The sequence below is a fragment of the Burkholderia sp. 572 genome (genome assembly GCF_040545135.1).
GTDB lineage: Bacteria > Pseudomonadota > Gammaproteobacteria > Burkholderiales > Burkholderiaceae > Burkholderia > Burkholderia cepacia.
Genome location: NZ_JBEPLH010000001.1, coordinates 379580 through 401950 on the forward strand (window position 1 = coordinate 379580; position 22371 = coordinate 401950).

The 22371-nt window shown below is 65.1% G+C and carries 21 protein-coding genes; 14 read left to right on the top strand and 7 right to left on the bottom strand.

What is annotated here, in order from left to right:
• Positions 1 to 4 precede the first annotated feature (4 nt).
• Positions 5 to 382: a DUF2471 family protein gene (locus ABIC51_RS01785; RefSeq protein ID WP_021163720.1), complete on the top strand. Its 378-nt coding sequence runs from the start codon at positions 5 to 7 to the stop codon at positions 380 to 382.
• 109 nt (positions 383 to 491) lie between these two features.
• Entirely contained in the window at positions 492 to 1517 is a 1026-nt protein-coding gene (locus ABIC51_RS01790) for a tyrosine-type recombinase/integrase (RefSeq protein WP_027790197.1), read from the top strand.
• Positions 1518 to 1653: 136 nt separating this feature from the next.
• Here ABIC51_RS01790 and ABIC51_RS01795 read toward each other — a convergent pair whose 3' ends face one another.
• The gene (locus tag ABIC51_RS01795; protein ID WP_175898514.1) at positions 1654 to 2835 is read right to left on the bottom strand and encodes a DNA-binding protein; all 1182 of its coding nucleotides are present in this window, start codon (positions 2833 to 2835) and stop codon (positions 1654 to 1656) included.
• Positions 2836 to 4657: 1822 nt separating this feature from the next.
• Between ABIC51_RS01795 and ABIC51_RS01800 the strand changes: the two genes are divergently transcribed.
• On the top strand, positions 4658 to 6025 hold the full coding sequence (locus tag ABIC51_RS01800) for a replication initiation protein (RefSeq protein ID WP_021163723.1): 1368 nt from the start codon (positions 4658 to 4660) through the stop codon (positions 6023 to 6025).
• A gap of 92 nt (positions 6026 to 6117) precedes the next feature.
• On the opposite strand, the gene ABIC51_RS01805 is transcribed toward ABIC51_RS01800, so the two are convergent.
• Positions 6118 to 7179, bottom strand: a complete 1062-nt coding sequence (locus ABIC51_RS01805) for a ParB/RepB/Spo0J family partition protein (RefSeq protein WP_021163724.1) — start codon at positions 7177 to 7179, stop codon at positions 6118 to 6120.
• A gap of 23 nt (positions 7180 to 7202) precedes the next feature.
• The gene (gene parA / locus ABIC51_RS01810) at positions 7203 to 7865 is read right to left on the bottom strand and encodes a ParA family partition ATPase (RefSeq protein WP_027790199.1); all 663 of its coding nucleotides are present in this window, start codon (positions 7863 to 7865) and stop codon (positions 7203 to 7205) included.
• A 409-nt stretch (positions 7866 to 8274) separates the two neighbouring features.
• Here parA and ABIC51_RS01815 point away from each other — a divergent pair, with 409 nt between their 5' ends.
• Positions 8275 to 8559 carry a hypothetical protein gene (locus ABIC51_RS01815; RefSeq protein ID WP_354006317.1) on the top strand — a complete coding sequence of 95 codons (285 nt, stop codon included), beginning with the start codon at positions 8275 to 8277 and terminating at the stop codon, positions 8557 to 8559.
• 389 nt (positions 8560 to 8948) lie between these two features.
• Entirely contained in the window at positions 8949 to 9308 is a 360-nt protein-coding gene (arsC, locus tag ABIC51_RS01820) for an arsenate reductase (glutaredoxin) (protein ID WP_034195996.1), read from the top strand.
• 122 nt (positions 9309 to 9430) lie between these two features.
• On the opposite strand, the gene ABIC51_RS01825 is transcribed toward arsC, so the two are convergent.
• Both ABIC51_RS01825 and ABIC51_RS01830 read right to left on the bottom strand, forming a co-directional pair.
• The gene (locus tag ABIC51_RS01825) at positions 9431 to 9646 is read right to left on the bottom strand and encodes a zf-HC2 domain-containing protein (protein ID WP_059495285.1); all 216 of its coding nucleotides are present in this window, start codon (positions 9644 to 9646) and stop codon (positions 9431 to 9433) included.
• Positions 9624 to 10223, bottom strand: coding sequence for an RNA polymerase factor sigma-70 (locus tag ABIC51_RS01830; protein ID WP_027790201.1), 600 nt, complete (start codon positions 10221 to 10223; stop codon positions 9624 to 9626). Before ABIC51_RS01830 ends, ABIC51_RS01825 begins: the two co-directional genes overlap by 23 nt.
• Before the next feature lie 365 nt (positions 10224 to 10588).
• Here ABIC51_RS01830 and ABIC51_RS01835 point away from each other — a divergent pair, with 365 nt between their 5' ends.
• Positions 10589 to 11143, top strand: a complete 555-nt coding sequence (locus tag ABIC51_RS01835) for an NADPH-dependent FMN reductase (RefSeq protein WP_175860475.1) — start codon at positions 10589 to 10591, stop codon at positions 11141 to 11143.
• Between the two features lie 45 nt (positions 11144 to 11188).
• Here the strand turns inward: ABIC51_RS01835 and ABIC51_RS01840 are convergent, their stop codons facing one another.
• Positions 11189 to 13447: a hybrid sensor histidine kinase/response regulator family protein gene (locus tag ABIC51_RS01840; protein WP_059693255.1), complete on the bottom strand. Its 2259-nt coding sequence runs from the start codon at positions 13445 to 13447 to the stop codon at positions 11189 to 11191.
• Between the two features lie 481 nt (positions 13448 to 13928).
• On the opposite strand from ABIC51_RS01840, the gene ABIC51_RS01845 reads away from it, so the two are divergent.
• The 3 genes from ABIC51_RS01845 to ABIC51_RS01855 are packed head-to-tail and all read left to right on the top strand — an operon-like array spanning position 13929 to position 15851.
• On the top strand, positions 13929 to 14297 hold the full coding sequence (locus tag ABIC51_RS01845) for a response regulator (RefSeq protein WP_021161390.1): 369 nt from the start codon (positions 13929 to 13931) through the stop codon (positions 14295 to 14297).
• Positions 14290 to 14916 (top strand): chemotaxis protein CheC, encoded by a 627-nt coding sequence (locus ABIC51_RS01850; RefSeq protein WP_021161391.1) that lies wholly within the window; start codon positions 14290 to 14292, stop codon positions 14914 to 14916. The genes ABIC51_RS01845 and ABIC51_RS01850 overlap by 8 nt, the downstream gene beginning before the upstream one ends.
• Positions 14913 to 15851 (top strand): GGDEF domain-containing protein, encoded by a 939-nt coding sequence (locus tag ABIC51_RS01855; protein WP_027790203.1) that lies wholly within the window; start codon positions 14913 to 14915, stop codon positions 15849 to 15851. Before ABIC51_RS01850 ends, ABIC51_RS01855 begins: the two co-directional genes overlap by 4 nt.
• 54 nt (positions 15852 to 15905) lie before the next feature.
• On the opposite strand, the gene ABIC51_RS01860 is transcribed toward ABIC51_RS01855, so the two are convergent.
• Positions 15906 to 16790 (bottom strand): alpha/beta fold hydrolase, encoded by an 885-nt coding sequence (locus tag ABIC51_RS01860; protein ID WP_175898510.1) that lies wholly within the window; start codon positions 16788 to 16790, stop codon positions 15906 to 15908.
• Positions 16791 to 16965: 175 nt separating this feature from the next.
• On the opposite strand from ABIC51_RS01860, the gene ABIC51_RS01865 reads away from it, so the two are divergent.
• The 5 genes from ABIC51_RS01865 to ABIC51_RS01885 all read left to right on the top strand — a co-directional run bounded on the left by ABIC51_RS01865 (position 16966) and on the right by ABIC51_RS01885 (position 22370).
• Entirely contained in the window at positions 16966 to 17298 is a 333-nt protein-coding gene (locus ABIC51_RS01865; RefSeq protein ID WP_027790205.1) for a hypothetical protein, read from the top strand.
• Positions 17299 to 17557: 259 nt separating this feature from the next.
• The gene (gene hpnD, locus ABIC51_RS01870; protein WP_027790206.1) at positions 17558 to 18406 is read left to right on the top strand and encodes a presqualene diphosphate synthase HpnD; all 849 of its coding nucleotides are present in this window, start codon (positions 17558 to 17560) and stop codon (positions 18404 to 18406) included.
• A gap of 13 nt (positions 18407 to 18419) precedes the next feature.
• Positions 18420 to 19673, top strand: coding sequence for a hydroxysqualene dehydroxylase HpnE (hpnE, locus tag ABIC51_RS01875; protein WP_175898508.1), 1254 nt, complete (start codon positions 18420 to 18422; stop codon positions 19671 to 19673).
• Between the two features lie 15 nt (positions 19674 to 19688).
• On the top strand, positions 19689 to 21662 hold the full coding sequence (gene shc, locus ABIC51_RS01880; RefSeq protein WP_021161397.1) for a squalene--hopene cyclase: 1974 nt from the start codon (positions 19689 to 19691) through the stop codon (positions 21660 to 21662).
• A gap of 24 nt (positions 21663 to 21686) precedes the next feature.
• Complete coding sequence (locus ABIC51_RS01885) at positions 21687 to 22370, top strand: phosphorylase (RefSeq protein ID WP_088611405.1); 684 nt, start codon at positions 21687 to 21689, stop codon at positions 22368 to 22370.
• Position 22371 lies beyond the last annotated feature (1 nt).

Genomic DNA, 22371 nt, shown 5'->3' on the forward strand with positions numbered 1-22371 from the left:
TGCAATGACAGAAGAACAAGATTTGGCCGCGCTCAGCTTCAAGGCTGCCGCGCACGACCTCGAGCTGATCGTTCGCCATATCGCCGGGCGTTATATCCGCCAGCGCGTCCCGCTGACGTGGCGCCTGCTGCATGCGATCGAAGCCGAGGCGCTTGCCGATCTCGGCTTTGCCAGCCGGCACGAGGCCGGCATGCGTCAATTGTTCGAACGGCCGTCGGACATGACGTTTCCCGAAACGGACGATCCGATCGACTTCGGGCGCTCGAACGCGCTACCCGCCGTATTTTCGTTCGCGGTTCTCGCATACGAAGCCGCGTCAACCTCGAACGACACCGCGCCTCGCGAGCGGGCTCACCGCCCGTCCAAGGCGTGGGGCGACTGACTGCCCGCCCAGGCCGCCACGCGTGGCGGCCTTGTCCTGCCCCTTGCCTCTTGATGCCCGAGACGTTGCGGAAAGGGCTACCATACACGCAACTAACGGAATAAATCACATGTCCCTTCCCGCCTCTCCCGACATCCCGGCACGCCCGGAAGAAACGGACCTGTTCGACCGCGGCGCGTCCGACTGGATCCTCTCTCCCGAAGCCGCATTCGATGCATGGCTCGCCATGCAGGACTATCGTCGCTCATCGGCCGACGTCTATCGCGCGCAATGGGGCGCGTTTCTCACGTGGCTGCGTACGCACCAGAAGAATCTGGCGACGGTCGATACGGCAACCATCGCGAATTTCGTCGGCGAACTCCCGATCCGGAAAACCCAGCGAATGCGCTATCTTCGGCTGATCGAGCGCGTGCTCGACCATATCCGGCGCACCGAATACGCGTCGACCAACCCGGCCCGGTTCATTGCTCAGGATGGCGAAGCGAACTGGCGCAAGGCTCGCGACAACGAACCTACCGGTTTCCTCACGCCGGCCGAGCGCGCGACGTTGCTCACGTACCTGTTTTCGCCGATCGGCGTATCCGGTTCCGCGTACTGGAAAGAGCGGCGCGACCGCGCGCTCGTTGCCGCGTTTCTCGGCGCCGGCATTAAAACCGGCGAAGCTCGTGCACTTACGATTAGTTGCATCAACACGGCTGGAACCTCGCTGCAGATCGAGTCGACGCACCCTGATTTCGCGCGCGAAACCCATCTGGCGTCGTTCGCGATCGCCCTGCTCGAAGCGTGGCTCACCGAACGCAAGCGCCAGGAGATTCCCGGTGAACTCGTGTTCCCTGCATCCCATGCCGGGCGGCCGATGCACAAGGCGACGATGCTGCGCGCCATCGACGCGATCGTCGAATCCGCCGGGCTCACGTCGTCACGCACCGCACGCGCCAGCCCGCAAACCCTGCGTAATACCTACGCGGCCGAACTGTTCGAACACGACGTGCCGCCCGAACGAGTCGGCAAATGGCTGGGCTTCATGCGACCGATCTCGTCGAACCGTCTGCATCGCGCATGGAAGAACTGGCGCGACGGTCTGGCCGACAACAATGCCGACGGTGACGCGTCGGGCATCGACGAAACTCACTGATCCCCAAACGGCTGCTCACGCCAAGCGATCCGTGAGCAGCCTTGTGCGGCACAGCCTCACCGTTCAATCGCTCCCGAAAAACCTCACCTCAAGTTTCCCGGATCGTCTCACCTGTGCGGTGCAGCAGCCCCTTGCGTCACGTGCGCACAAAGCGGGCGACGGCTTCCAATCGGGATGGCCATGCGCCCGAAGCGTGTTCGCACTCGGGGCAGGCCACTTCAAAACCCTCATTTCCGTGTGACAGCTCGGGCTCACCGTCGCAATGCGGACAATGGGCCGGTACTGGAGTCTCTTGATCCAGTGAGGTGCCGATCGCGGCAAACGCCTCCGCATCCAGTTGCCCGGCATCAGCCAGGCGGCGGATCAGCGCTGCGATTTCCGGATTCATTCCGCGGCTCGCGCGCAGCAAACTCACATCGCGCGTCGCGCGTTCCAGTTCATCTCCCTGGCTGCGCAATTGTTCTTCGAGCCGGTCTGCACGCGCCTTGGCCGCACTCAATTGCTGCAGGAAATCGAATTCCTTGCGCTGAACGTCGCGTAAGCCGTTCTGGTAGGTCGACGCCGTGCTGCGCAACGAATCCAGCTCGACCAGCATCGGCTTGACGCGGCGTTCGGCTTCGGCCACCGCATCCTTGATTTGCTGGGCGTAGTGCTCGGTGCGCTGCTGAAGTTCGGCTTGAAGCGCATCGATGCGGTCGCGCAGCGTGGCGTTCTGCGCCTGCTCGGCTTCGATACGGCCGGCCGCCGCAGCCAGCTCCTTCTCCAGTCGAGCGACTGTGGTGAGTAACGTCGCTTCGTTTGCCGAACCGTGCGTCGTTTGCGATGCAAGCTGGACTTCGAGTTCGGTCACGCGCGCCTGCAATTGCTCGTTTTTCGCTTCGCCACGTGCGAGCGCGCCTTCGAGCGTCTCCTGGCGGACGATTGCGTCGCGCAACCGCTGTTCGGCGTCGGCTACGCCGGCGCGGACCTGTTCGCGATCGCCATCGAGGCTGTCTCGCGCGGCTTTCAACGCTTCTTCATAGAGTGCCCCGAGCAACGCGCCGGCTTTTTCCTCGACCGCTTTCGGAATTGCGGCACCGTCGAGCCTGACCTTGGAGGCGGAACGGATGCGCTCCCAGAAATGGTCGATGTCTTTCGGGATATCGCTGGCGCTGCCGGTCTGGGTGAGATCGCGGACGTTGGCAGCCGACGGCCGGATGCCAAGATCGAAGAACAACCGCTTGCATGCATGCAGCGACAATTCCTGCCGTCGCGCACCTCTTGCACGCAGCGATTCCAGTTCGTCCCGAATGGTTTGGCGTATTTCGTCCAGGGTCATCGCTGTGCTCACAGACATTGAAGTGTGGCAATCATAACGAAATACGTACTTATCGATACTTGTTTCGGCTCAACGTTGTGAATTTACGTCGCTTTGCACAGAAATCGGATCTGTGAGCCGATCTGGGCGACTGTGGTCCAGGATTCCGTGAAACAAAGCGAAGAAAGTTAGCCAAGTCCTTGTCGTGCAAGCGTTTTTCCGTCGATCCCGAATTTCGGCATTTGTTTCACATGACAACGGCTCCGGTTGTCTGTCGGTGTTCAGGGGTTGGGGTGTCTGTGGAAAACTCTGCAGCCGATGTCTTGAGAGTATTAGAAGTAAACACCCTTGAACCCTTAGTTAAAAACGTTAACGCCACGGCACAGCCTTATGCTGCAAGGCTTTCAGGCCGACAAGGTGAAGTTTTACGGGAGCCAAGGTGATCTTCTGCGGGAGCTGAAGTGATGGGGTTCAGGGAGCTGCGTGAGCCGTTGCGGGAAAGGTCGTGAGCGGATTCGGGATCACAGTGAAACACGAGATTTCCCAAAGGTGAGGCTTTTCGGGGCCTCACAGCCACAGAACCCGCGCTGTGCCTGACTGCACAGTTTTCTGCCTGTGCAGACATGGGTGAGAATTTGCGGGACCTTCTTTGTGCCCCGATTCTGCCCATCTTTTAGGCAGTTTCTGTGAAAGGTGAGGTTTCACGGGACTCCACGGGTGTTTGGTGTGAGGGTTTCCGGGAAAGGGACGCCATTTTGCACAGCAAAAGTGCTCTCGTGGGCCTGTGATGCACTAAAGGTGAGGTTTTTCGGGAGGGAAATCCGGGTTTTCCTGCCCGGATCTCGCTGAGGTGAGCTTTTTCGGGGCATGGATCACAGACTGTGATTCGGGCCACAGGTGAGCCTTTCCGGGAATGGAATTTGCCTGAAAAATGATCAAAGGTGAGCGTTTTCGGGATCCGTGGACGGCCGAATTGGCCGAAAAGCCCGCCAGGACTGGAAGAAATCTCGTTTTTGCTGTGCCTCTTTTTGGTACAGGTGAGATTTTTCGGGGGGCGACATACCGTTGTCGTATGAAGGATTTCCGTCGAAAGGTGAGGATTTTCGGGGGATGTCGGCGGTGCACAGCCAAATGCCTTCTGTGCATAAGTATCGGAAGGCATTGAGGTTTTTGATACCGCGTCGGTTACGGTGAGGTTTTTCGGGAGCCATTTCCGTGCCAGAAGTGGCACAGCGATTTTTCGGTAAGGTGAGCGTTTTCGGGAGGCTCTGATGGCGGATCCCGCGCGTGCCGGGCATTCGTCGGCATTCAGATGAATGAACATGCTGTGCTCAAGGTGAGTTTTTTCGGGACCCGATACGGTTTGTGCGCTGTACAATGCGCGCCCGGGCCGACACAGCAGGTTCGTTCGGGTCCCGCGGGCCGGTTTGGCGGGCGTCTTCCGGGGCGGCGAACCCGATCACGATCGCCCGGAGAGTCGCGCCTGTACATGCATACAGGCCTGAACGGGTCGTATCGGGAAGCGCGATGAGGTGGGATCGCAACCCTGTGACGAACTCACGGCAGCGCAGTCGTAAAATTACGACAAATCGAAAGGTGAGCCGATACGGGAATGCATTTCGCACGTTCCGGGCACAGGTGAAATTCTGTGAATCGGCGCATCCCGCAGCACGTCTGGACGAGTCCGGAACGCTGCAAATCCGGACCGGTGAGGATTTTCGGGAGCGCCTGGGGTGAGTGCCGTTTTACACGCGCACTTCACCCGCTATGGTGAGCATGTCGTTCTGGACGCACTTCACCGCAGACGCTATCCTTCCGGAAAACTTCTCCTCCGACCCGACGTATGGCCACGACGAAGCGCGCCAAGAAAACCGATGTGGATGTGGTGAGTGCCAGTTCAGCCGAATTGCGTAAGGCCGTCGAGGCGATCGCAATTCAGCCGAAGAGCGGCAAGATCACGCTCCTCACTCGCAAGCTGTTCAATGTCCTGCTGGCCGTGGCGCAGCAGGCCGACGACTCGGGCGATACGTATCGCGCGCTGCTCTCGGACATCGTCGCCAACTCCGCCTTCGATTCGAACGACACCGCGCTGGTGAAGGAACACCTGCGCCGCATGGTGTCGGTGCAGGTCGAATGGAGCACGGGGACGTCGAGCCAGAAGCCGGGACGCAAGTGGGGGATCTCGACGCTGATCGCCGACGCCGAAATTCTCGAGGATCCGGCGACCCGCCGCGTGTGGGTCGAATTCTCGTTCGCGCCGAAGATCAAGAAAAAGCTGCTCGACCCGGTCCAGTACGCGCGCCTGAGCCTGCAGTTCCAGAGCCAGCTGCGCAGCAGCGCCGGCCTCGCGCTGTACGAAATCTGCGTGCGCTACCTGACGAACCCGAGCCACCTGACGATGCGTGAGCCGTGGGAATGGTGGCGGCCGATCCTGTCGGGCACGCCCGACACGGAAGCCGGCGACGAAGCGAAGCGCGAGTACAAGTACTTCAAGCGCGACTATCTGCGTCCCGCGATCGCGGAAGTCAACGCGGTCACCAACATCTTCGTCGAGCTGATCGAACACCGTGAAGGGCGTCGGGTCGCGGAGATCCAGTTCCGTGTGACCGAGCGCAAGCAGCCGATGCTCGCGCTCGACGAACATCCGAACGTGTTCGACAGCACGCTGGTCGACCGGATGGTGAAGATCGGGATCCCGCTGAAGGAAGCGCAGACGCTCTATGCGGACAGCGAGGAAAACCGCATTCGTGCCGCGCTGCAGATGACCGAGCAGCGGATGCGCAGCACGACGCTGCCGCCGGTGCGCAGCGCACCGGCGTTGTTCAAGGATGCGCTGAAGAAGGGTTATGCGCCGCCGGTCGAATCGGTCGACGCGCTGCCTGCCGGCACGCCGCCTGCGAAGATTGCGGCGGCCCAGCCGGACGATCTGAAGGCACGCCTGTTGAGCGAATTCGCCGCGTTCCGCCGCAAGGAAGCGAAGGTGCTGTACGAAGAGCAGGGCGACGCCGAGCGCGAAGTGGCGCGCGAGTCGTTCGAGTCGGAGGCGCTGCCGACGATGGGCACCCATCTGCGCGACGACTGGCGCAAGCGCGGCCTCGATTCCAAGCTGGCCGAGACGGCCTTTTTCGACTGGCTGGCCCAGAAGACCTGGGGCGAGCCGACGGACGGCGACCTGCTGTCGTTCACGCTGAACCAGTCGCGGGCCGCCTGAGGCCCGCTCAGGCCCGCTGACGGGCCGCCGCCGGCCCCGCCCTCGGGGTTGGCGGGCCCGGCATCTTCACCAGGCCCAGCCGGCCGTTTCCGTCACTCCGACAACAGCATCCGCTCGAGCTGCTCGAGGATCGCGTCGCGCTTGTCCTTCGGGAGGCCGCGCAGGCGCAGTTCGATGCGATCTTCGCCATACGACTTCAGGTCGCCGACCGACTTGCCGCCAAGCTTGATCTCGAGACGCTGCGCATAGCGCTGACGGCCGGCAGCCTTCGGCGTTTCCTGCGCCGCGACGCGGCCCTTGACGATGTCCGACACCTGGCGCGTGCTGAGATCGTCCGACACGATCTTGTTGATCAGCCGCAGCGTGGCCTCGGTGCCGCGCGCATTGTGATAGCGGCCAACCTGATACGCCATGTTTGAACCGAAGCGATCGGGGCGCGCGACCATTTCCTGCATGATCGCTTCCGGCAGTTTGCCGATCGACAGGGCGACGGCCACCGTCGATTCGTCGAGGCCGAGGTGCTCGGAGAGTTCCTTCTGGCTCTGGAAATGCTTGTCGTCGAGGAAGCGGCGCCACACGACGGCGTTGTCGAACACCGTCTGCGAATCGCGCTGGACGTTGAGATCGTAGCCGAGCTTGTAGCTCTGGATGCCGATCGGCACGTCGATCACGATCGCCTTGACCGATTCCTTGTTGGCTTCCTTTAGCGCCCGCACGCGGCGGCCGCCATCGCTGACGAAATACGTGCCCGGATTGTCGTAGTCCGGAATCACGTGGATCGCCTGCTGTTGCCCTTGCTTCGCGAGGTTGACCGCGAGTTCGGCAATCGACGATTTCAGATAGAAGTGCCGCGGATTGAACGGGCTATGCTTGATCGCCTTCAGCGACAGCTCGATCACCTGCCCGGGCGCATAGCGGTTCTCGAGACGCCACGCACGATATTGCGCCGATTCATCGATCGACGGATCGAGCGTGAGCTCGGGAGCGGGCTGCGGCGCGGTGTCTTTCTTCGCGGATTTGGTCGGCGCCGGGGTGGGGGTCTCGGACTTGACGATGCCGTCGATCGCATTGAGTCGATCGAGCGCCGTGCGCTTCTCGCTCGTCGTGATATCCGGGCGCGCTTGGAATCCTTTGGCAAATTGGGAGGGTTTCATGTGACTCCTTTGTGCGCATAAAGTCAGGGCAGCATGGCGACGATTTCGTCGGCGCATGCGCGAATTTCCGTGGCGGCCAGCTTGCCGCCACGATCGTTCATCTGCAGCACGGTCTGACCGAGCGCCATCGCCTGCTTGTACGCCTCCCGGGTCGGGATCTGCGTTTTCAGCAACGGGAAGCCGAGTTCCTCGAGCGCGCGCTTGAGCTCGCGGGTCAGCATGCGCTTCTCTTCGGTCTTGTTCAGCAGGAAGACCGCGCGGAGGTCTTCGTTCATGACCTGCGCCTGCTGGATCAGTTTGACCAGCCCAACGCTCGACCAGTAATCAGCCGGCGACGACGACGTCGGAATCACGGCAATCGATGCGGCCAGCAGGACGACACCCGACACTTTCTCGGTGATCGACGGCGGGCAGTCCACGACGATGATGTCGTAGTCGTTGATGAACTTCTTGATCTCGCGATGGATCTGGCCATCGGCTTCGGCGAGGTTGACGACCGGAAACGGGATGCCGTTTTCGCTGTCGCCGGATGCGCTCGACCAGTGAACCAGCGTGTTTTGACGGTCTGCGTCGATGACGAGGACGCGCTTCCCTTTTTCATGGAACGCGGCACCGAGGTGCATGGCAATCGTGCTTTTGCCGACGCCACCTTTTTGTTGAGTGACTGCAATGATTTCCGCGGCCAATTTTCACTCCTATTTTGGTCGTTGGAATTCTACAGGACGATATTTGAATTTCAATGAAATTGTCGTTCGACAACTACGCATTGGCCATTCGGGCTATCGGTTTATGCGCATAAACGAACCGGAGATGGCGAGTGGCCCGATTGGATGGTGTAGCGGATGTCTGTAACGTCGATGAACGAGGCGGGGCTTGAGTCATCAAGTGTGGCGCCGTCGGTGTGAATAGCGAGTTGCCGCGGGATCGTGGTGCGCTGTCCTTTCGTTCGATGAGGCAGTTGGGGCTGAGAGCTGGAGAGTTTGTGCGCATAAACTCCGCTGAAACCGCGGCTGTCGACCGCGTGACCGGGGGGAGCTGCACCTCTGATAGTGGAGTGTTAGCGGTATGTCCTGGCCCGGTACACCGCGTTGAGGCATGCCGCTGAACCCGTGTACGTCGGCACACCTCGCTGCCTTTGGGCGTCTCGTTTATGCGCATAAACTGCGGCCGATGGCGATGGCGATGGCGATGGCGATGGCGATGGCGATGGCGAGCGGCGAGCGGCGAGCGGCGAGCGGCGAGCGGCGAGCGGCGAGCGGCGAGCGGCGAGCGGCGAGCGGCGAGCGGCGAGCGGCGAAAGATCACACCCCGACTGCTCCGGAATCCAGTGCGCGGCGATTGACCATCGGGCATGTCGACGTAGCAATCGCATCCACGTGAGGACGTTTCCACTGTCACCACGCCGCGAATCGAGAGCTGCCTCGCCCGGCAACCGCCCGCTTTATGCGCATAAAGCAACCGACGTACGACGCACCCGCCCGCCTCCTTTCCGGTCGGAACCTCCCATCGTATTGATCTGGCGTGCGGCACCTCGATCCGTCATCCCGCGGCAGAACACCGCTCACCTTTATGCGCATAAACACATCAACGCAACGCCGTGAAGCGCATCCCGAACAGCACTCCCCTCTCATGGTCCGTCGCACGACCTGGTCCATCTGCTTCCGCGAAGCAGCAAATCCACTCGAAATCCCGCGATCCCGCGCCAACCTCCCGGCCCAGACACCCGATGCAGACTGGCTACAATACGGGGCTCTACCCTCCAGGCTTGAATGATGATCACGATCTACCACAACCCCCGATGCTCGAAGTCGCGCGAGACGCTTGCTTTGATCGAGTCGCTGAATACCACCGGTGCGCCCCTGAATGTCGTCGAGTACCTGAAGACGCCACCGACGGTAGAGGAATTGGAAGCGCTGCATCGGCAGCTTGGCCGCCCGGTTCGAGACATGCTGCGCGACGGAGAGGAACCGTACAAGACGCTGAATCTGGCCCGCGCCGATCTGACCGACACACAAGCCTACGCGGCGATTGCCGCTCATCCAATTCTGCTGCAGCGGCCCATCGTCGTTTATCGGGGCAAGGCCGCCATCGGCCGGCCGCCCGAATCGGTGCAGGCGCTGTTCGAATAATTCTTGCCCGCCGTATTTTTCTGATTGCATCGGCCGGGTACAAACATCGGCATTCGAAGCCGATCCGATCGCCGGACACCGTGCGACCACCACCCGGGTGATCGCAACCAAGCAAGCCGCCCCTAGCCTTCCCCGGACGACCCGTCGTCGTCGTCCGGCCCCCGCCCCGCCGCCGCTTTCGCGGCTGTCCGCAGCAGTGCGATCTGACCGCGATAGGCCCTGCAGCCACTGCAGGTCGGCAGGTGTACACGCACCTGCAGGCGCTCATGCAGGGTCAGATGCCGGTCCAGCGCATCCGACAGCAGTCGCGTCACGTCAGTACATTTCCCCGGCAGCATCTTCGGTCGTCAGTCCTTTTTCACTGAGGCAGGTTCGCAGGCGCGTGCGCGCCCGATACAGCAGCACGCTGCAATGATTCGTCGTCAGCGTCAATTCGCTGCAGATGTCCGTAATCTCGACGTCGAGGAATTCGCGCATCATGAACACGCGGCCGATCTGCTCCGGCAGGTGGTCGAGGCAGGTCTGGAACAGCGTCCAGAACTGCTGCTGCTGCAACAGCGTTTCCGGGCGCGGCCACGGTCGCGGCTTCGCATGCGCGGCCCAGTGCCCGTTTTCCTTGAACAGCTCGCGATCGAGCGCCGATTCGCCGTCGAGCTCGGCATCGAGCGCCGACAAGCTCACCGTGCGCTGCCGCGCGCGCAGCACGTCGATCAGCTTGTTGCGCAGGATGCCGAACACCCAGGTCTTGTGGGCCGACAGCCCGGCGAAATCGCCCGCGTGCGACCACGCGGCGGCGAGCGCTTCCTGCACGGCGTCTTCGGCCGCGTCGGCATCGCGGAGCTGGAGTCGCGCGAAGCGCAGCAGGTCGCGCCGCAGTTGCGCGAGATAGGCGGGATCGTCGTATTCGGACGGCATGTCTGGGTTGCGGTGTCTCGAGGCAATCGCGTGCGCCACCAAGCGGGCGCGTCGCGGTGCGAGCAGCTTACTGGGCGCGGTGCCCGCCTGCAATGCATGTTCCGTCACGAATTCACGAAACCGGTCGACGCGCTGCGCTATGCTTGCCGAACCCTGTGTTGCGTGTCGACTTCGACACGCGGCGGGCAGTTTGTAACGTCAGATCATAACGGTCAAGTTATCCACAATTTCTGTGGAAAACCTTGTGGAAAGTCGGTCGGGCGGCCCCGTGGGGCGGTTCGCGGGCTGGCTTGCCTATAAACAGACCTTTGTCGCTCGTTCGGAAGCAATCGATCCGATTCCTCACTCACCGGAAGGAGAATGTCATGTCCTATCGCATCGCTGTGGTCGTCGGCAGCCTGCGTCGCGCTTCGTGGAACCGCGCGCTCGCGCACGCCCTGATCTCGCTCGCCCCCGCCGATTTCTCGTTCGAGTTCGTCGAGATCGGCGAACTGCCGCTGTACAGCCAGGACTACGACGCGGATTTCCCGGAAGTCGCGAAGCGCTTCAAGCAGTCGATCGAAGCCGCCGATGCGCTGCTGTTCTTCACGCCCGAGTACAACCGCTCGATTCCGGGCGTGCTGAAGAATGCGCTCGACTGGGGCTCGCGCCCGTGGGGTTCCAATTCGTGGTCGGGCAAGCCGGGTGCGGTGCTCGGCACGTCGCCGGGTGCGACGGGTACCGCGCTCGCGCAGCAGCACCTGCGCAACGTGCTCGCGTACCTCGACGTGAAGACGCTCGGGCAGCCCGAGATGTTCATCAAGCACGATCCGGCACGCATCGACGATCAGGGCCAGATCGTCAGCGAAGACACCCGCAAGTTCCTGCAGGGTTTCGTCGATCGCTACACGGGCTGGGTGCGCTTGCTGAAGTCGGCCTGAGCGTCGCCCCGTTCATGCCGCCGGCGCCGGCCCGCACGTAGCGGGTCACGTGCCGGCGTGTCGCGCGTGCCGTGCGTCGCGCGCTTCGCGGATGCCCAGCAGGATCTCGTCGAGCAGCGCGATGTCGAACGGCTTCGACAGCACGCGGACGTTGACGGTGCGCGTGCGGTCGAGTTCCTCCGCGTAACCCGTGACGAGAATCACGGGCAGCTTCTCCGGCCGCTTCTCGACCGCTTCGGCGAGGTCGATGCCGTTCAGGCTGCCCGGCATGTGGATATCCGAAATCACGAGGTCGAACGCGTCGTTCGCGGCCGCGCCTTCGATCAGGCGCAACGCGTCGTCGGCGGTGGGCGCGTAGGTCACGCGGTGCCCGAGCAGCGACAGCAGCGCTTCGGTGCCGGCCGCGACTTCGCTGTTGTCCTCGACGAGCAGCACGTGCAGGCCGGCGAGCGCGCCCGTGCCCGCGTCGTGCGCGACCGCCGGCGGCCGTGCGACGACATCCTCGGCGCGCGCGCGCGGCAGGTAGAGGCGCACCGACGTGCCGGCACCGACGGCGCTGTCGATCGTCGCGAGGCCGCCCGAGCGTTCGCAGAACGCGAATACCTGCGGCAGGCCGAGCCCCGTCCCCATCCCCTGAGCCTTCGTCGTGAACAGCGGCTCGAACGCGCGGGCGAGCACGTCGGGCGCCATGCCCGAACCCGTATCGTCGAGCGAGATCTGCACGAAATCGCCGGTCAGCGGAAAGCCGTCCTCGCGACGCAGCGTCACGTTGCGCGCGCCGACCGTGAAGCGGCCGCCGGCCGCCATCGCGTCGCGCGCGTTGACCGCGAGGTTGATCACCGCGAGTTCGAGCTCGGCGACGTCGACGCGGATCGGCCACACACCGGGCTCGATCGCGACGACCAGCGACGATTTCGAACCGAGCGACGTCTTCAGCAGTTCGCGGCATGTGCCGACCCATTGCCCGACGTCGATCGTCTCGTTGTGCAGCGGCTGCTTGCGTGCGACGCCGAGGAGCTGGCGCGTGAGCGACTGCCCGTTCTTCAGCGCGCGTTCGATCGCGCCGAGCTCCTTGTCGAGATGCTGGACCCCGCGCCGCCGCACGATCTGCACGTTGCTCGAGATGATCATCAGCAGGTTGTTGAAATCGTGCGCGACGCTGCCGACGAGATTGCCGAGCGCCTGCATCTTGCGCGACTGCCGGTACGCCGATTCGATCGAACGGCGCATCGACGCTTCGGCCTGCCAGCGGTCCCACGCCTCCTCTTCCGCCTTCAGCCGCTTGAGCGACAGCCAGATCACCGACCACAGCGCGACCGACGGCGCGAACATCGAGAGGAACAGCACGCTCAGGTGTTCGTACCATTCACGCCAGATCGCCGACGTGCGATACGAGCACGTCACGTAGACGGGATAGCTGCCGACCTGGCGATACGCGACGATCTCGCTGCTCGCGCCGTCGTGGCGCACCCGCACGACACCGGCGCGCGGATCGTTGCGTGCGTCGCCGAACGTGACGGCGCGGTCGGTGTGCGCGAGTGCCGGCGGCGGCGGATACGACGCGATCACCGCGCCGTCCGAGCGCGCGAGCGCCATCGTCATCGGCGTGCTGGCGCCGCCGAGCAGGTCGCGGTAGAACGCGTTGAAATACGACGACTTCAGCGCGATCGACACCATTCCGGCGAACGAACCGTCGCTATGGCGACGCGCGACGCCCGTGTTGAACACGGGAATGTTCTCGAGCTTGAGCGGCCCCATCATCAGCCGCGAGATGTGTTCGATCACCTTGCCGTCGCGAATGCCGGCGAAATCGTCGCGGTTCGCGATCGACGCATAGGGCGCCGGATAGTAGAGGCTGTTCGCGAGCAGCATCCCGCTCGCGCCGAAGATCGACACGGCCGCCACCTGCGGATAGCCGCCGCCGATCGTGTTCAGCGCTTCGTGGATGTCGGACTCCCTGTTGCGCACGGTCGCATCGTCCATGTCCTGCACGAGATCGACGATGCGCGCATCGAGCGTCTCGCTCAGGTCGAACACCTTGAGCGCGTGCTCCTCGGCAACCCGCACGGTGCGCATCGTCACGTCGCTCGCGGCGGCCTCGCGCGTCTTCAGGTCGTTGTACGCCATCACCACGACGTAGATGCAGGGCAGCACGATCGCCGCGACGAGCAGCACGATCAGCGTCACGCGTCGCACCGCGAAATCGTGCTCGGGCGCACCGGACGCATAGTTGCCGTCGTCCTGCCAGTCGTCGGCGGGCGTGGAGGCGGGAGCGTGGGAATCGGCGGGCCGGTCGGACGTCATCGAGGAAGCGGGTGAGGCGAAGGTGCCTGCCATCATAAACGAGTTGCGACGGCCCGCCGTACGGCCCAGGATGCACCCGGACGCAAGTAATCCTGTCGATTTCGACAGGGGGAATTCGTCAGATTGAAAACGCGACGAATCCGGCAGCGCAAACGTACACAAGGAAAAATTTTGCGTGCTTATCTCGAAAATGGTCGCGGCTGTTTTCGGAATGGCGCATGTTCGGACCGATTCTGTCCGAAATGGTGAATATGGCGAGTTGCATCGCCTCCGGTTTACTCCGAGAATCGCGCCTTGCTTTCCCTATGACAGATATCTGCGCCCGCCGGCATTCGCCGCGCGGCGCGTCGCGCGCGCCCGCGTTGCGGCGCCCGCGCGCGGTTGCAAGGCGGCTGCCCGCGCCCGAACGCATTGGCGCCTCAAGAAGTGCGCCGCGCGGTCGTTAACGCGAGAGAGACCATTCCGTATACCGCATCGCCCCATGCCTTTGCCGATTGTAATTGCCGACGATTCGCTGCTCGCTCGCAAACTTCTGACAAAGGCGCTGCCGGGAGGCTGGGACGTCGATGTCGCGTATGCCGCGAATGGTCGAGAGGCCTTGGCGCTGTATCGTGACGGCAAAGCTTCCGTAATGTTTCTGGACCTGACGATGCCCGACATGAGCGGATATCAGGTGCTGGAGACACTGCGCCACGAAGATCTGAACACGTTCGTGATCGTGGTATCCGCCGATATCCAGCCGCAGGCGCAAGCACGCGTGCGCGAATTGGGCGCGATCGCATTCGTTGCCAAGCCCGTGACGTCGGAGGCATTGCTGCCCATTCTCAAGGAGTATGGGTTGTATGCCTGACTCGGTGTTCACGGCGGAGCAACGCGACGCGTTGCAGGAGATCGCCAACCTCGCAATGGGCCGTGCCGCCGCACGGCTCGCGTTGTTGCTCGGGCGCTTCATCGAACTGTCGGTGCCGCGCGTGCGGGTCGTGAAAGCGACCGACGCGGGCGATGCGCTGCGCGAGATGACGGGCATCTACGACAACGTGACCGCCGTGCGCCAGGGCTTCCGTTCCGACATCAAGGGCGAGGCGATCGTGCTGTGCCGTACCGCGAGCATCGCGCGGCTCATGTCGGTCGTCGACCGCACGTTCGGCGAAGGCGTGTACGGCGGGATGGCGACACCCGACGAAGTCGTGTTCGACGTCGCGAACGTGCTGATGGGCGCCTGCGTCGCATCGATCCTCGACGAGCTCGGGCGCAAGCCGGTGTTCTTTCCGCCGGGGCTGCTCGGCGCGAACGTGTCGTTCGACGACGTCTTCCAGCCGACCGAGCTGGCATGGAGCGTGGCATTGCTGCTCGAGGTGAACTTCGGGCTCGAGGACCACGCGTTCCGGGCTCACTTCGTGATGCTGATGGCCGAGGATTCGATCCGGCTGATGGGCGACGCGCTCGACGCGTTGCTGTCCGCGCTATGACGGCCGCTACCCCGTCGCTGAGCGATCTCGTGATCGAGCGGGTGGGCTTCGGCCTGTTCGTGCTCGACCGCGCGATGACCGTGCTGATGTGGAATCGCTTCATGCAGGACCACAGCGGTATCCCGGCCGCCGACGTGATCGGCCGCAACCTGTTCGACTGTTTTCCCGACCTGCCGCGCGCGTGGCTGTCGCGCAAGCTCGAGAGCGTGTTCCAGCTCGGCAGCTTTGCGTTCAGCTCGTGGGAGCAGCGGCCCTACCTGTTCCGCTTCGAGCACGACCGGCCGATCACGGGCGGCGTCGACTACATGCAGCAGGACTGCACGTTCATGCCGCTCACGCGCGGCCGCGACGTCGAAGCCGTGTGCGTGACGATCTCGGACGTCACGCACGTGAGCGTGATGCAGCGTGAACGCGAGGAAGCGGTCGCGAAGCTGCGCGAACACGCGAATCGAGACGGCCTGACCGGCATCGCGAACCGGCGCTTCTTCGAGGCGCGGCTCGGCGACGAATTCGCGCGCTGGCAGCGCTACGGCGGCGACATGTCGGTGCTGCTGTTCGACCTCGACCACTTCAAGACGATCAACGACCGTTTCGGGCATGCGGCCGGCGACGCCGTGCTGCGCGAGACGGCGCGCCGCGTCGCGTCGATCGTGCGTGCGCAGGATACGTTCGGCCGCTTCGGTGGCGAGGAATTCGCGCTGCTGCTGCCGTGCACGAATCTCGACGAGGCGATGCTCGTGGCCGACAAGGTGCGCGATGCGATCGGCAGCGTGCCGGTCGATGCCGAGGGCGTCAGCGTGCCGGTGACGGCGAGTGTCGGCGGCGCGTGTGCAAAGGCGGGTGCGCCCACTTGCGACGTGCTCGTCAACGAGGCCGACGCCGCGCTCTATCGCGCGAAGCGGCTCGGGCGGGACCGCTCGGTGGCCTACGCGTAGGCGCACCCGCACGGCCCTGCTGCGCGGAGCGGATGCGCCCCGCGCGTGCCGTGCTCAGCTTTTCGCGATGTCGGCCAGCACGCCGGCCAGGACGGCCGGCTGCGACATGAACGGCGAATGGCTGCTGTCGAGCTGGTGCACGTGGGTCGGGTTGCCGGGCGCGAACGCGTCGGCTTCGTCGATGAAGCGCTGCTGCAGCGCGGGCAGGATCACGCGATCCTGCAGGCACTTGATGTAGTGGCGGTCGATCGCGCCCCAGCGCGCGGCCGTCGTCGGGATCGCGGTCGCGAACGGCGCGGCCGGCACGTCGCAGGTCATCAGGTTCGCGACGGCTTCGAAGTCGGCCTGCGGCACGTCATCGTACAGCGCGCGCTTCGCGAGCTCGCGATACGCGGCGTCACCGCTGCGCGGATCGATGCGCAGCGCACCGGCGACGCGCGGGCTCGCCAGCATCAGCGGGCCGAGCAGCTCACCCTTGTTCTCGGGCGCGCGCACGTAGTCGAGGCCCGGCACGCCCGACGCGGGCATGAAGGCCGAGAGATAGACGATCTTCGCGATTTTCCCGGGCGCGCGTTCGGCAGCCGCCGTGATCGCGAGGCCGCCCATGCTGTGCCCGACGAGCACGACCTTGCCGTGGCCGAGCGCGTACGCGTCGTCGACCGCCTGCATGACCTGCGTCGCGTAATCGTCGAGCGTCGTGTTCGCGACCGGCGACGGCTCGGCGCCGAACACATCCTTGTCGAGCGGGCGGGTGAAGTAGGAAACAGGAAAGCGGGCGTTGATGCCGTGCGCGGGCAGGTCGCGCGCGATCGACAGGTGGCCGCGCTCGGCCAGCGCGGCCGCAACGTGCGCATAGCACCACGCGCCGTGCCAGGCGCCGTGCACGAGCACGAAAACGGGATGATCGGACTGCGGGGTGGCGCTTGCGTTCGTCTCCATGGTGTCCGGGTCTTCAGATTTTGAGAAAGGTGTCATCTTAGACGAACCCGCGCGCACCCAGACGGGCCGCTTTCGATCTGTCCCTCTTGTCTCGTACAGGCCACATTTCGTCCGTATCCGATATGAATTTATCCCGAAGCGCGCTAATTTGTTGCTTTGCCCGCGATTGCGCCCCATGAACGTCGACTATCTCTTCTATCGGAAGCCGAACAAACCCGGCCCCTATTCGCTCGACGACCTGGGCGACATCGCGCCGCCGATCGGTCCGGGCGACCTGATACGCGCGGGTATCGCACGCGTGTTCGCGCAGATCGACTGGCAGGAATCGCCCGACGTGCCGGGTGCGTGGTTCGGCACGGGCGGCGCGGTGTTCCAGTTCACCGCGGAGCCCGACGGCCACGTGACGAGCTTCATGGGCTCGCGCCTCGAGCGTCGCTCGATGTTGCAGCTCACCCGCGAAATGGGGCTCATTGCGCTCGACCTGCAGCGCGACATCGTCTACGGCTGACGCAGCGCCGGCGCCGCTTCCCGCCCGGGCCGGGCGCCCTTGCCGGCCAACGGCCTCCGGCATGCCGCCGCATGCGGCGAGTGTCCGCCATCGAACTTCAAAGATTGCTATACTTTCGCCCAATTCCGGCTTCCGGCCGGTAATTTGTGCCTGTCTGCGTCGATCGTTCGCATATCTCGCACGCATTTGACGCCCTGACCATCCCAGCCGGGCATGGCTTCTTCAATCGCCCCGCGTGGGTGTCTCCGTGGAGCTTGTCTTGGCCGTTTCCAATTCCGTCGTGGACGAACAAGAAACCGACGCCGCTGCCGTCACATCGGGCAGTTCTTTCTATCTTGCGATGCGCATCCTGCCGGCCGTGCAGCGCGATGCGATGTTCCAGGTCTATGCGTTTTGCCGCGCGGTCGACGACATCGCCGACAGCGACCTGCCGCGCGCCGAGCGCAATGCGGGCCTCGATCGCTGGCGCGCCGACATCGACGCATGCTACGCCGGCCGCCCGCCGCGCCATCTGGCCGCGCTCGACCGCGAGATCCGTGCATTCAACCTGCAGCGCGACGATTTCCACGCGATGATCGACGGGATGGCGATGGATGCGGTCGAAGACATCTGCGCGCCCGACGAGCCGACGCTCGACCTCTTCTGCGATCGCGTGGCGAGCGCGGCCGGCCGTCTGTCGGTGAGGATTTTCGGGATGCCTGAAGCCGAAGGGATCAAGCTGTCGCATCACCTCGGCCGCGCACTGCAACTGACCAACATCCTGCGCGACATCGACGACGATGCGGCGATCAACCGCTGCTACCTGCCGCGCGAGCTGCTCGCGCGCGAAGGCATCGCGATTACCGACCCGGCGACGATCGTGCGCGATCCGGCGCTGCCGCGCGTGTGCGCGACGCTCGTCGAGCGCGCGCTCGAGCATTTCCGCCAGGCCGACGCGGTGATGGATACGTGCCCGCGTGCGCAGGTGAAGGCGCCGCGCATCATGTCGGGGGCGTATCGCTGCATTCTCGAAGCCGCGATCGCACGCGGCTTCGCTTTCCCGCGCGCGCCGCTGCGCAAGCCGAAGGCGCGCATGCTGATGATCGCCGCGCGCTACGCGCTGTTCTGAGTCGACCGAGTCGATGCCCAGGACCGTCCACGTGATCGGCGCCGGCCTTGCCGGCCTGTCGGCCGCGGTCGAGCTGCAACGCCGCGGGCGGCGCATCGTGCTGCACGACGCGCACGCGCATGCGGGCGGCCGCTGCCGCTCATGGTTCGACGGGACGCTGAACACGACACTCGACAGCGGGCTGCACACGGTGTTCGCGGGACAGCCCGCGACGCAGCGCTACCTGCGCGCGATCGGCGCGGCCGACCGGCTCGCGGGGCCCGCGCTGCCTGAATTCCCGGTCGTCGACGTCGCGTCGCAGCAGCGCTGGACGCTGCGCTTCGGCGACGGGCGCTGGCCGTCGTGGCTGTTCGATGCCGCATCGCGTGCGCCGGGCACGACGCCGCTCGACTACCTCGCGCTCGCCCCGCTCGCGTTCGCGCGCATGGGCCGCTCACTCGCACAGACGATGCGATGCGACGGCATGCTGTGGGAACGTTGGCTGCGGCCGTATTTCCTCGGTGTGCTGAACGTCGAGCCGCGCCACGCGAGCGCCGAACTCGCGCGTGCGGCGCTGTGCGGCACGTTTGCCGCGGGCGGCCCCGGCTGCCGTCCGCTCGTCGCGCGCGATGGTCTCGGCAGCGCATTCGTCGAACCGGCGCTGCGGATGCTGCAGCACGGCGGCGCGCAGATCCGGCTGAACTCGCGGCTCGACGCGCTCGAATTCGGCGCGCACGGCAACGCGGTCGATGCGATCTCGGTCGGCGGCGAGCGGATCGATCTCGCACCGGGCGACGCCGTCGTGCTGGCCGTGCCGCCCGAGGTCGCGCAGCCGCTCGTGCCCGAGCTCACCGCGCCCGACACGTTCAGCGCGGTCGTGACCGCGTACTTCGCGATCGAGGCGCCGGCCGGCACGGCGTTGCAGACGGCAGTCGTGAACGGTGTCGTCGATGCGGTGCGCACCGGCGGCGGCCAGCTCGCGGCGACGATCCGCGACGCCGGCCGCTGGCTCGACACGCCGCGCGACACGCTTGCGCGGCGCATCTGGGAAGACGTCGCGCGCGTGACGGGCGCGAACCCGGAAACCATCCCCGCGTGGCAGCTCGTCGTCGAGCCGCGCGCGGGCTTTGCGGCGGTGCCGTCGCAGGAAATGAAGCGTCCGGCCGTGCGTACGCGCTGGACCAATCTCGTGCTGGCGGGCGACTGGATTGCCACCGGCTTGCCCGCCACGATCGAGGGCGCGATTCGCTCCGGCCAGCTGGCCGCGGACGTGCTCCAGACACAGTAAGCAACAGAGGGACCGATGAACGATCTCACCGAAATGGCTACCTTGTCCGCCGGCACCGTGCCGGCCGGCGTCGATGCGGCCGTCGCGCGTGCGACCGACGCGCTGCTGGCCGCGCAGAACGCGGACGGCCACTGGGTCTACGAACTCGAAGCCGATTCGACGATTCCCGCCGAATACGTGCTGCTCGTCCACTATCTCGGCGAGACGCCGAACGTCGAGCTCGAACAGAAGATCGGCAAGTATCTGCGCCGCATCCAGCAGGCCGACGGCGGCTGGCCGCTGTTCACCGACGGCGCGCCGAACATCAGCGCGAGCGTGAAGGCGTATTTCGCGCTGAAGGTGATCGGCGACGACGAGAACGCCGAGCACATGCAGCGTGCGCGCCGCGCGATCCACGCGATGGGCGGCGCCGAGATGTCGAACGTGTTCACGCGCATCCAGCTCGCGCTGTACGGCGCGATTCCGTGGCGCGCGGTGCCGATGATGCCGGTCGAGATCATGCTGCTGCCGCAGTGGTTCCCGTTCCACCTGTCGAAGGTGTCGTACTGGGCGCGCACCGTGATCGTGCCGCTGCTGGTGCTGAACGCGAAGCGCCCGCTCGCGAAGAACCCGCGCGGCGTGCGCATCGACGAGCTGTTCATCGATCCGCCCGTCAACGCCGGCCTGCTGCCGCGCCAGGGTCACCAGAGCCCCGGCTGGTTCGCGTTCTTCCGCGTGGTCGACCATGCGCTGCGCGCGGCTGACGGCCTGTTCCCGAACTACACGCGCGAACGCGCGATCCGCCAGGCCGTCTCGTTCGTCGACGAGCGCCTGAACGGCGAGGACGGCCTCGGCGCGATCTATCCGGCGATGGCCAACGCGGTGATGATGTACGACGTGCTCGGCTACGCGGAAGATCATCCGAACCGCGCGATCGCACGCAAGTCGATCGAGAAGCTGCTCGTCGTGCACGACGACGAAGCGTATTGCCAGCCGTGCCTGTCGCCGGTGTGGGACACGTCGCTCGCCGCACATGCGCTGCTCGAGACGGGCGACGCGCGGGCCGAGGAAGCTGTGCTGCGCGGCCTCGAATGGCTGCGCCCGCTGCAGATCCTCGACGTGCGCGGCGACTGGATCTCGCGCCGCCCGCACGTGCGGCCCGGCGGCTGGGCTTTCCAGTACGCGAACGCGCACTACCCGGACGTCGACGATACGGCGGTGGTCGCGGTAGCGATGGATCGCGCGCAGAAACTCCGGCAGAACGACGCGTATCGGGATTCGATCGCACGCGCGCGCGAGTGGGTCGTCGGGATGCAGAGCAGCGACGGCGGCTGGGGCGCGTTCGAACCGGAAAACACGCAGTACTACCTGAACAACATCCCGTTCTCGGATCACGGCGCGCTGCTCGATCCGCCGACGGCCGACGTGTCGGGCCGCTGCCTGTCGATGCTGGCGCAGCTCGGCGAGACGCCGCTGAACAGCGAGCCGGCGCGCCGCGCGCTCGACTACATGCTCAAGGAGCAGGAACCGGACGGCAGCTGGTACGGCCGCTGGGGGATGAACTACGTGTACGGCACGTGGACGGCACTGTGCTCGCTGAACGCGGCCGGCCTGACGCCGGACGATCCGCGCATGAAGCGCGGCGCGCAGTGGCTGCTGTCGATCCAGAACAAGGACGGCGGCTGGGGCGAGGACGGCGACAGCTACAAGCTGAACTATCGCGGCTTCGAACAGGCGCCGAGCACGGCGTCGCAGACGGCCTGGGCGCTGCTCGGCCTGATGGCGGCCGGCGAGGTGAACAACCCGGCGGTGGCGCGCGGTGTCGACTACCTGATCGCCAACCAGAACGAAGAAGGCCTGTGGGACGAGGCGCGCTTCACGGCGACGGGTTTCCCGCGCGTGTTCTACCTGCGCTACCACGGCTATCGCAAGTTCTTCCCGCTGTGGGCGCTCGCGCGCTATCGCAACCTGAAGCGCGACAACACGACGCGCGTCACGTTCGGGCTGTAACGCGTGGCGACGCAATCCACCGGCATGCTGCCCGTCATCGCCGTGACGGGGATGGCGTTCGAGGCGCGCATTGCGCGCGGCGACGGCGTCGAAGCGGTCTTCGCCGCGCGCGCCGACCGGCTCGAACGCGCGCTGACCGAGGCGACCGCGCGCGGTTGCGCGGGCATCGTGAGCTTCGGCACCGCGGGCGGGCTCGCGCCCGACCTGGCGCCCGGCGCGCTCGTGATCGCGAACGCGATCGACGGGCCGTTCGGCCGCGTCGAGACCGATACGCGCTGGAGCACGCGGCTCGTCGCCGCGCTGCACGACACGCCGGTGTGGGCGCGCGTCACGCGCGGCACGATCGCGGCGGTGAGCGCACCGGTCGTCAGCGAACAGGAAAAGACGTCGCTGCATCGCGCGAAGGGCGCGCTCGCCGTCGACATGGAGTCGCATATCGCGGCGGCCTTCGCGGCGTCGCGCGGTGTGCCGTTCGCGGTGTGTCGCGCGATCGTCGATCCGGCGTGGCGCACGTTGCCCAGCGCGGCGACGGCCGGCCTGCGCGACGACGGCAGCACGGCGATCCTGCCGATCCTGCGTGAACTGCTGAAGCAGCCGTCGCAGCTCGGCCCGCTGCTGCAGGTGGCCAGCGACGCGCGCGCGGCGCGCACGACGCTGATCCAGGCGCGGCACGCATTCGAGCGTGCGGGCGCGATGCGGATCGTCTGAC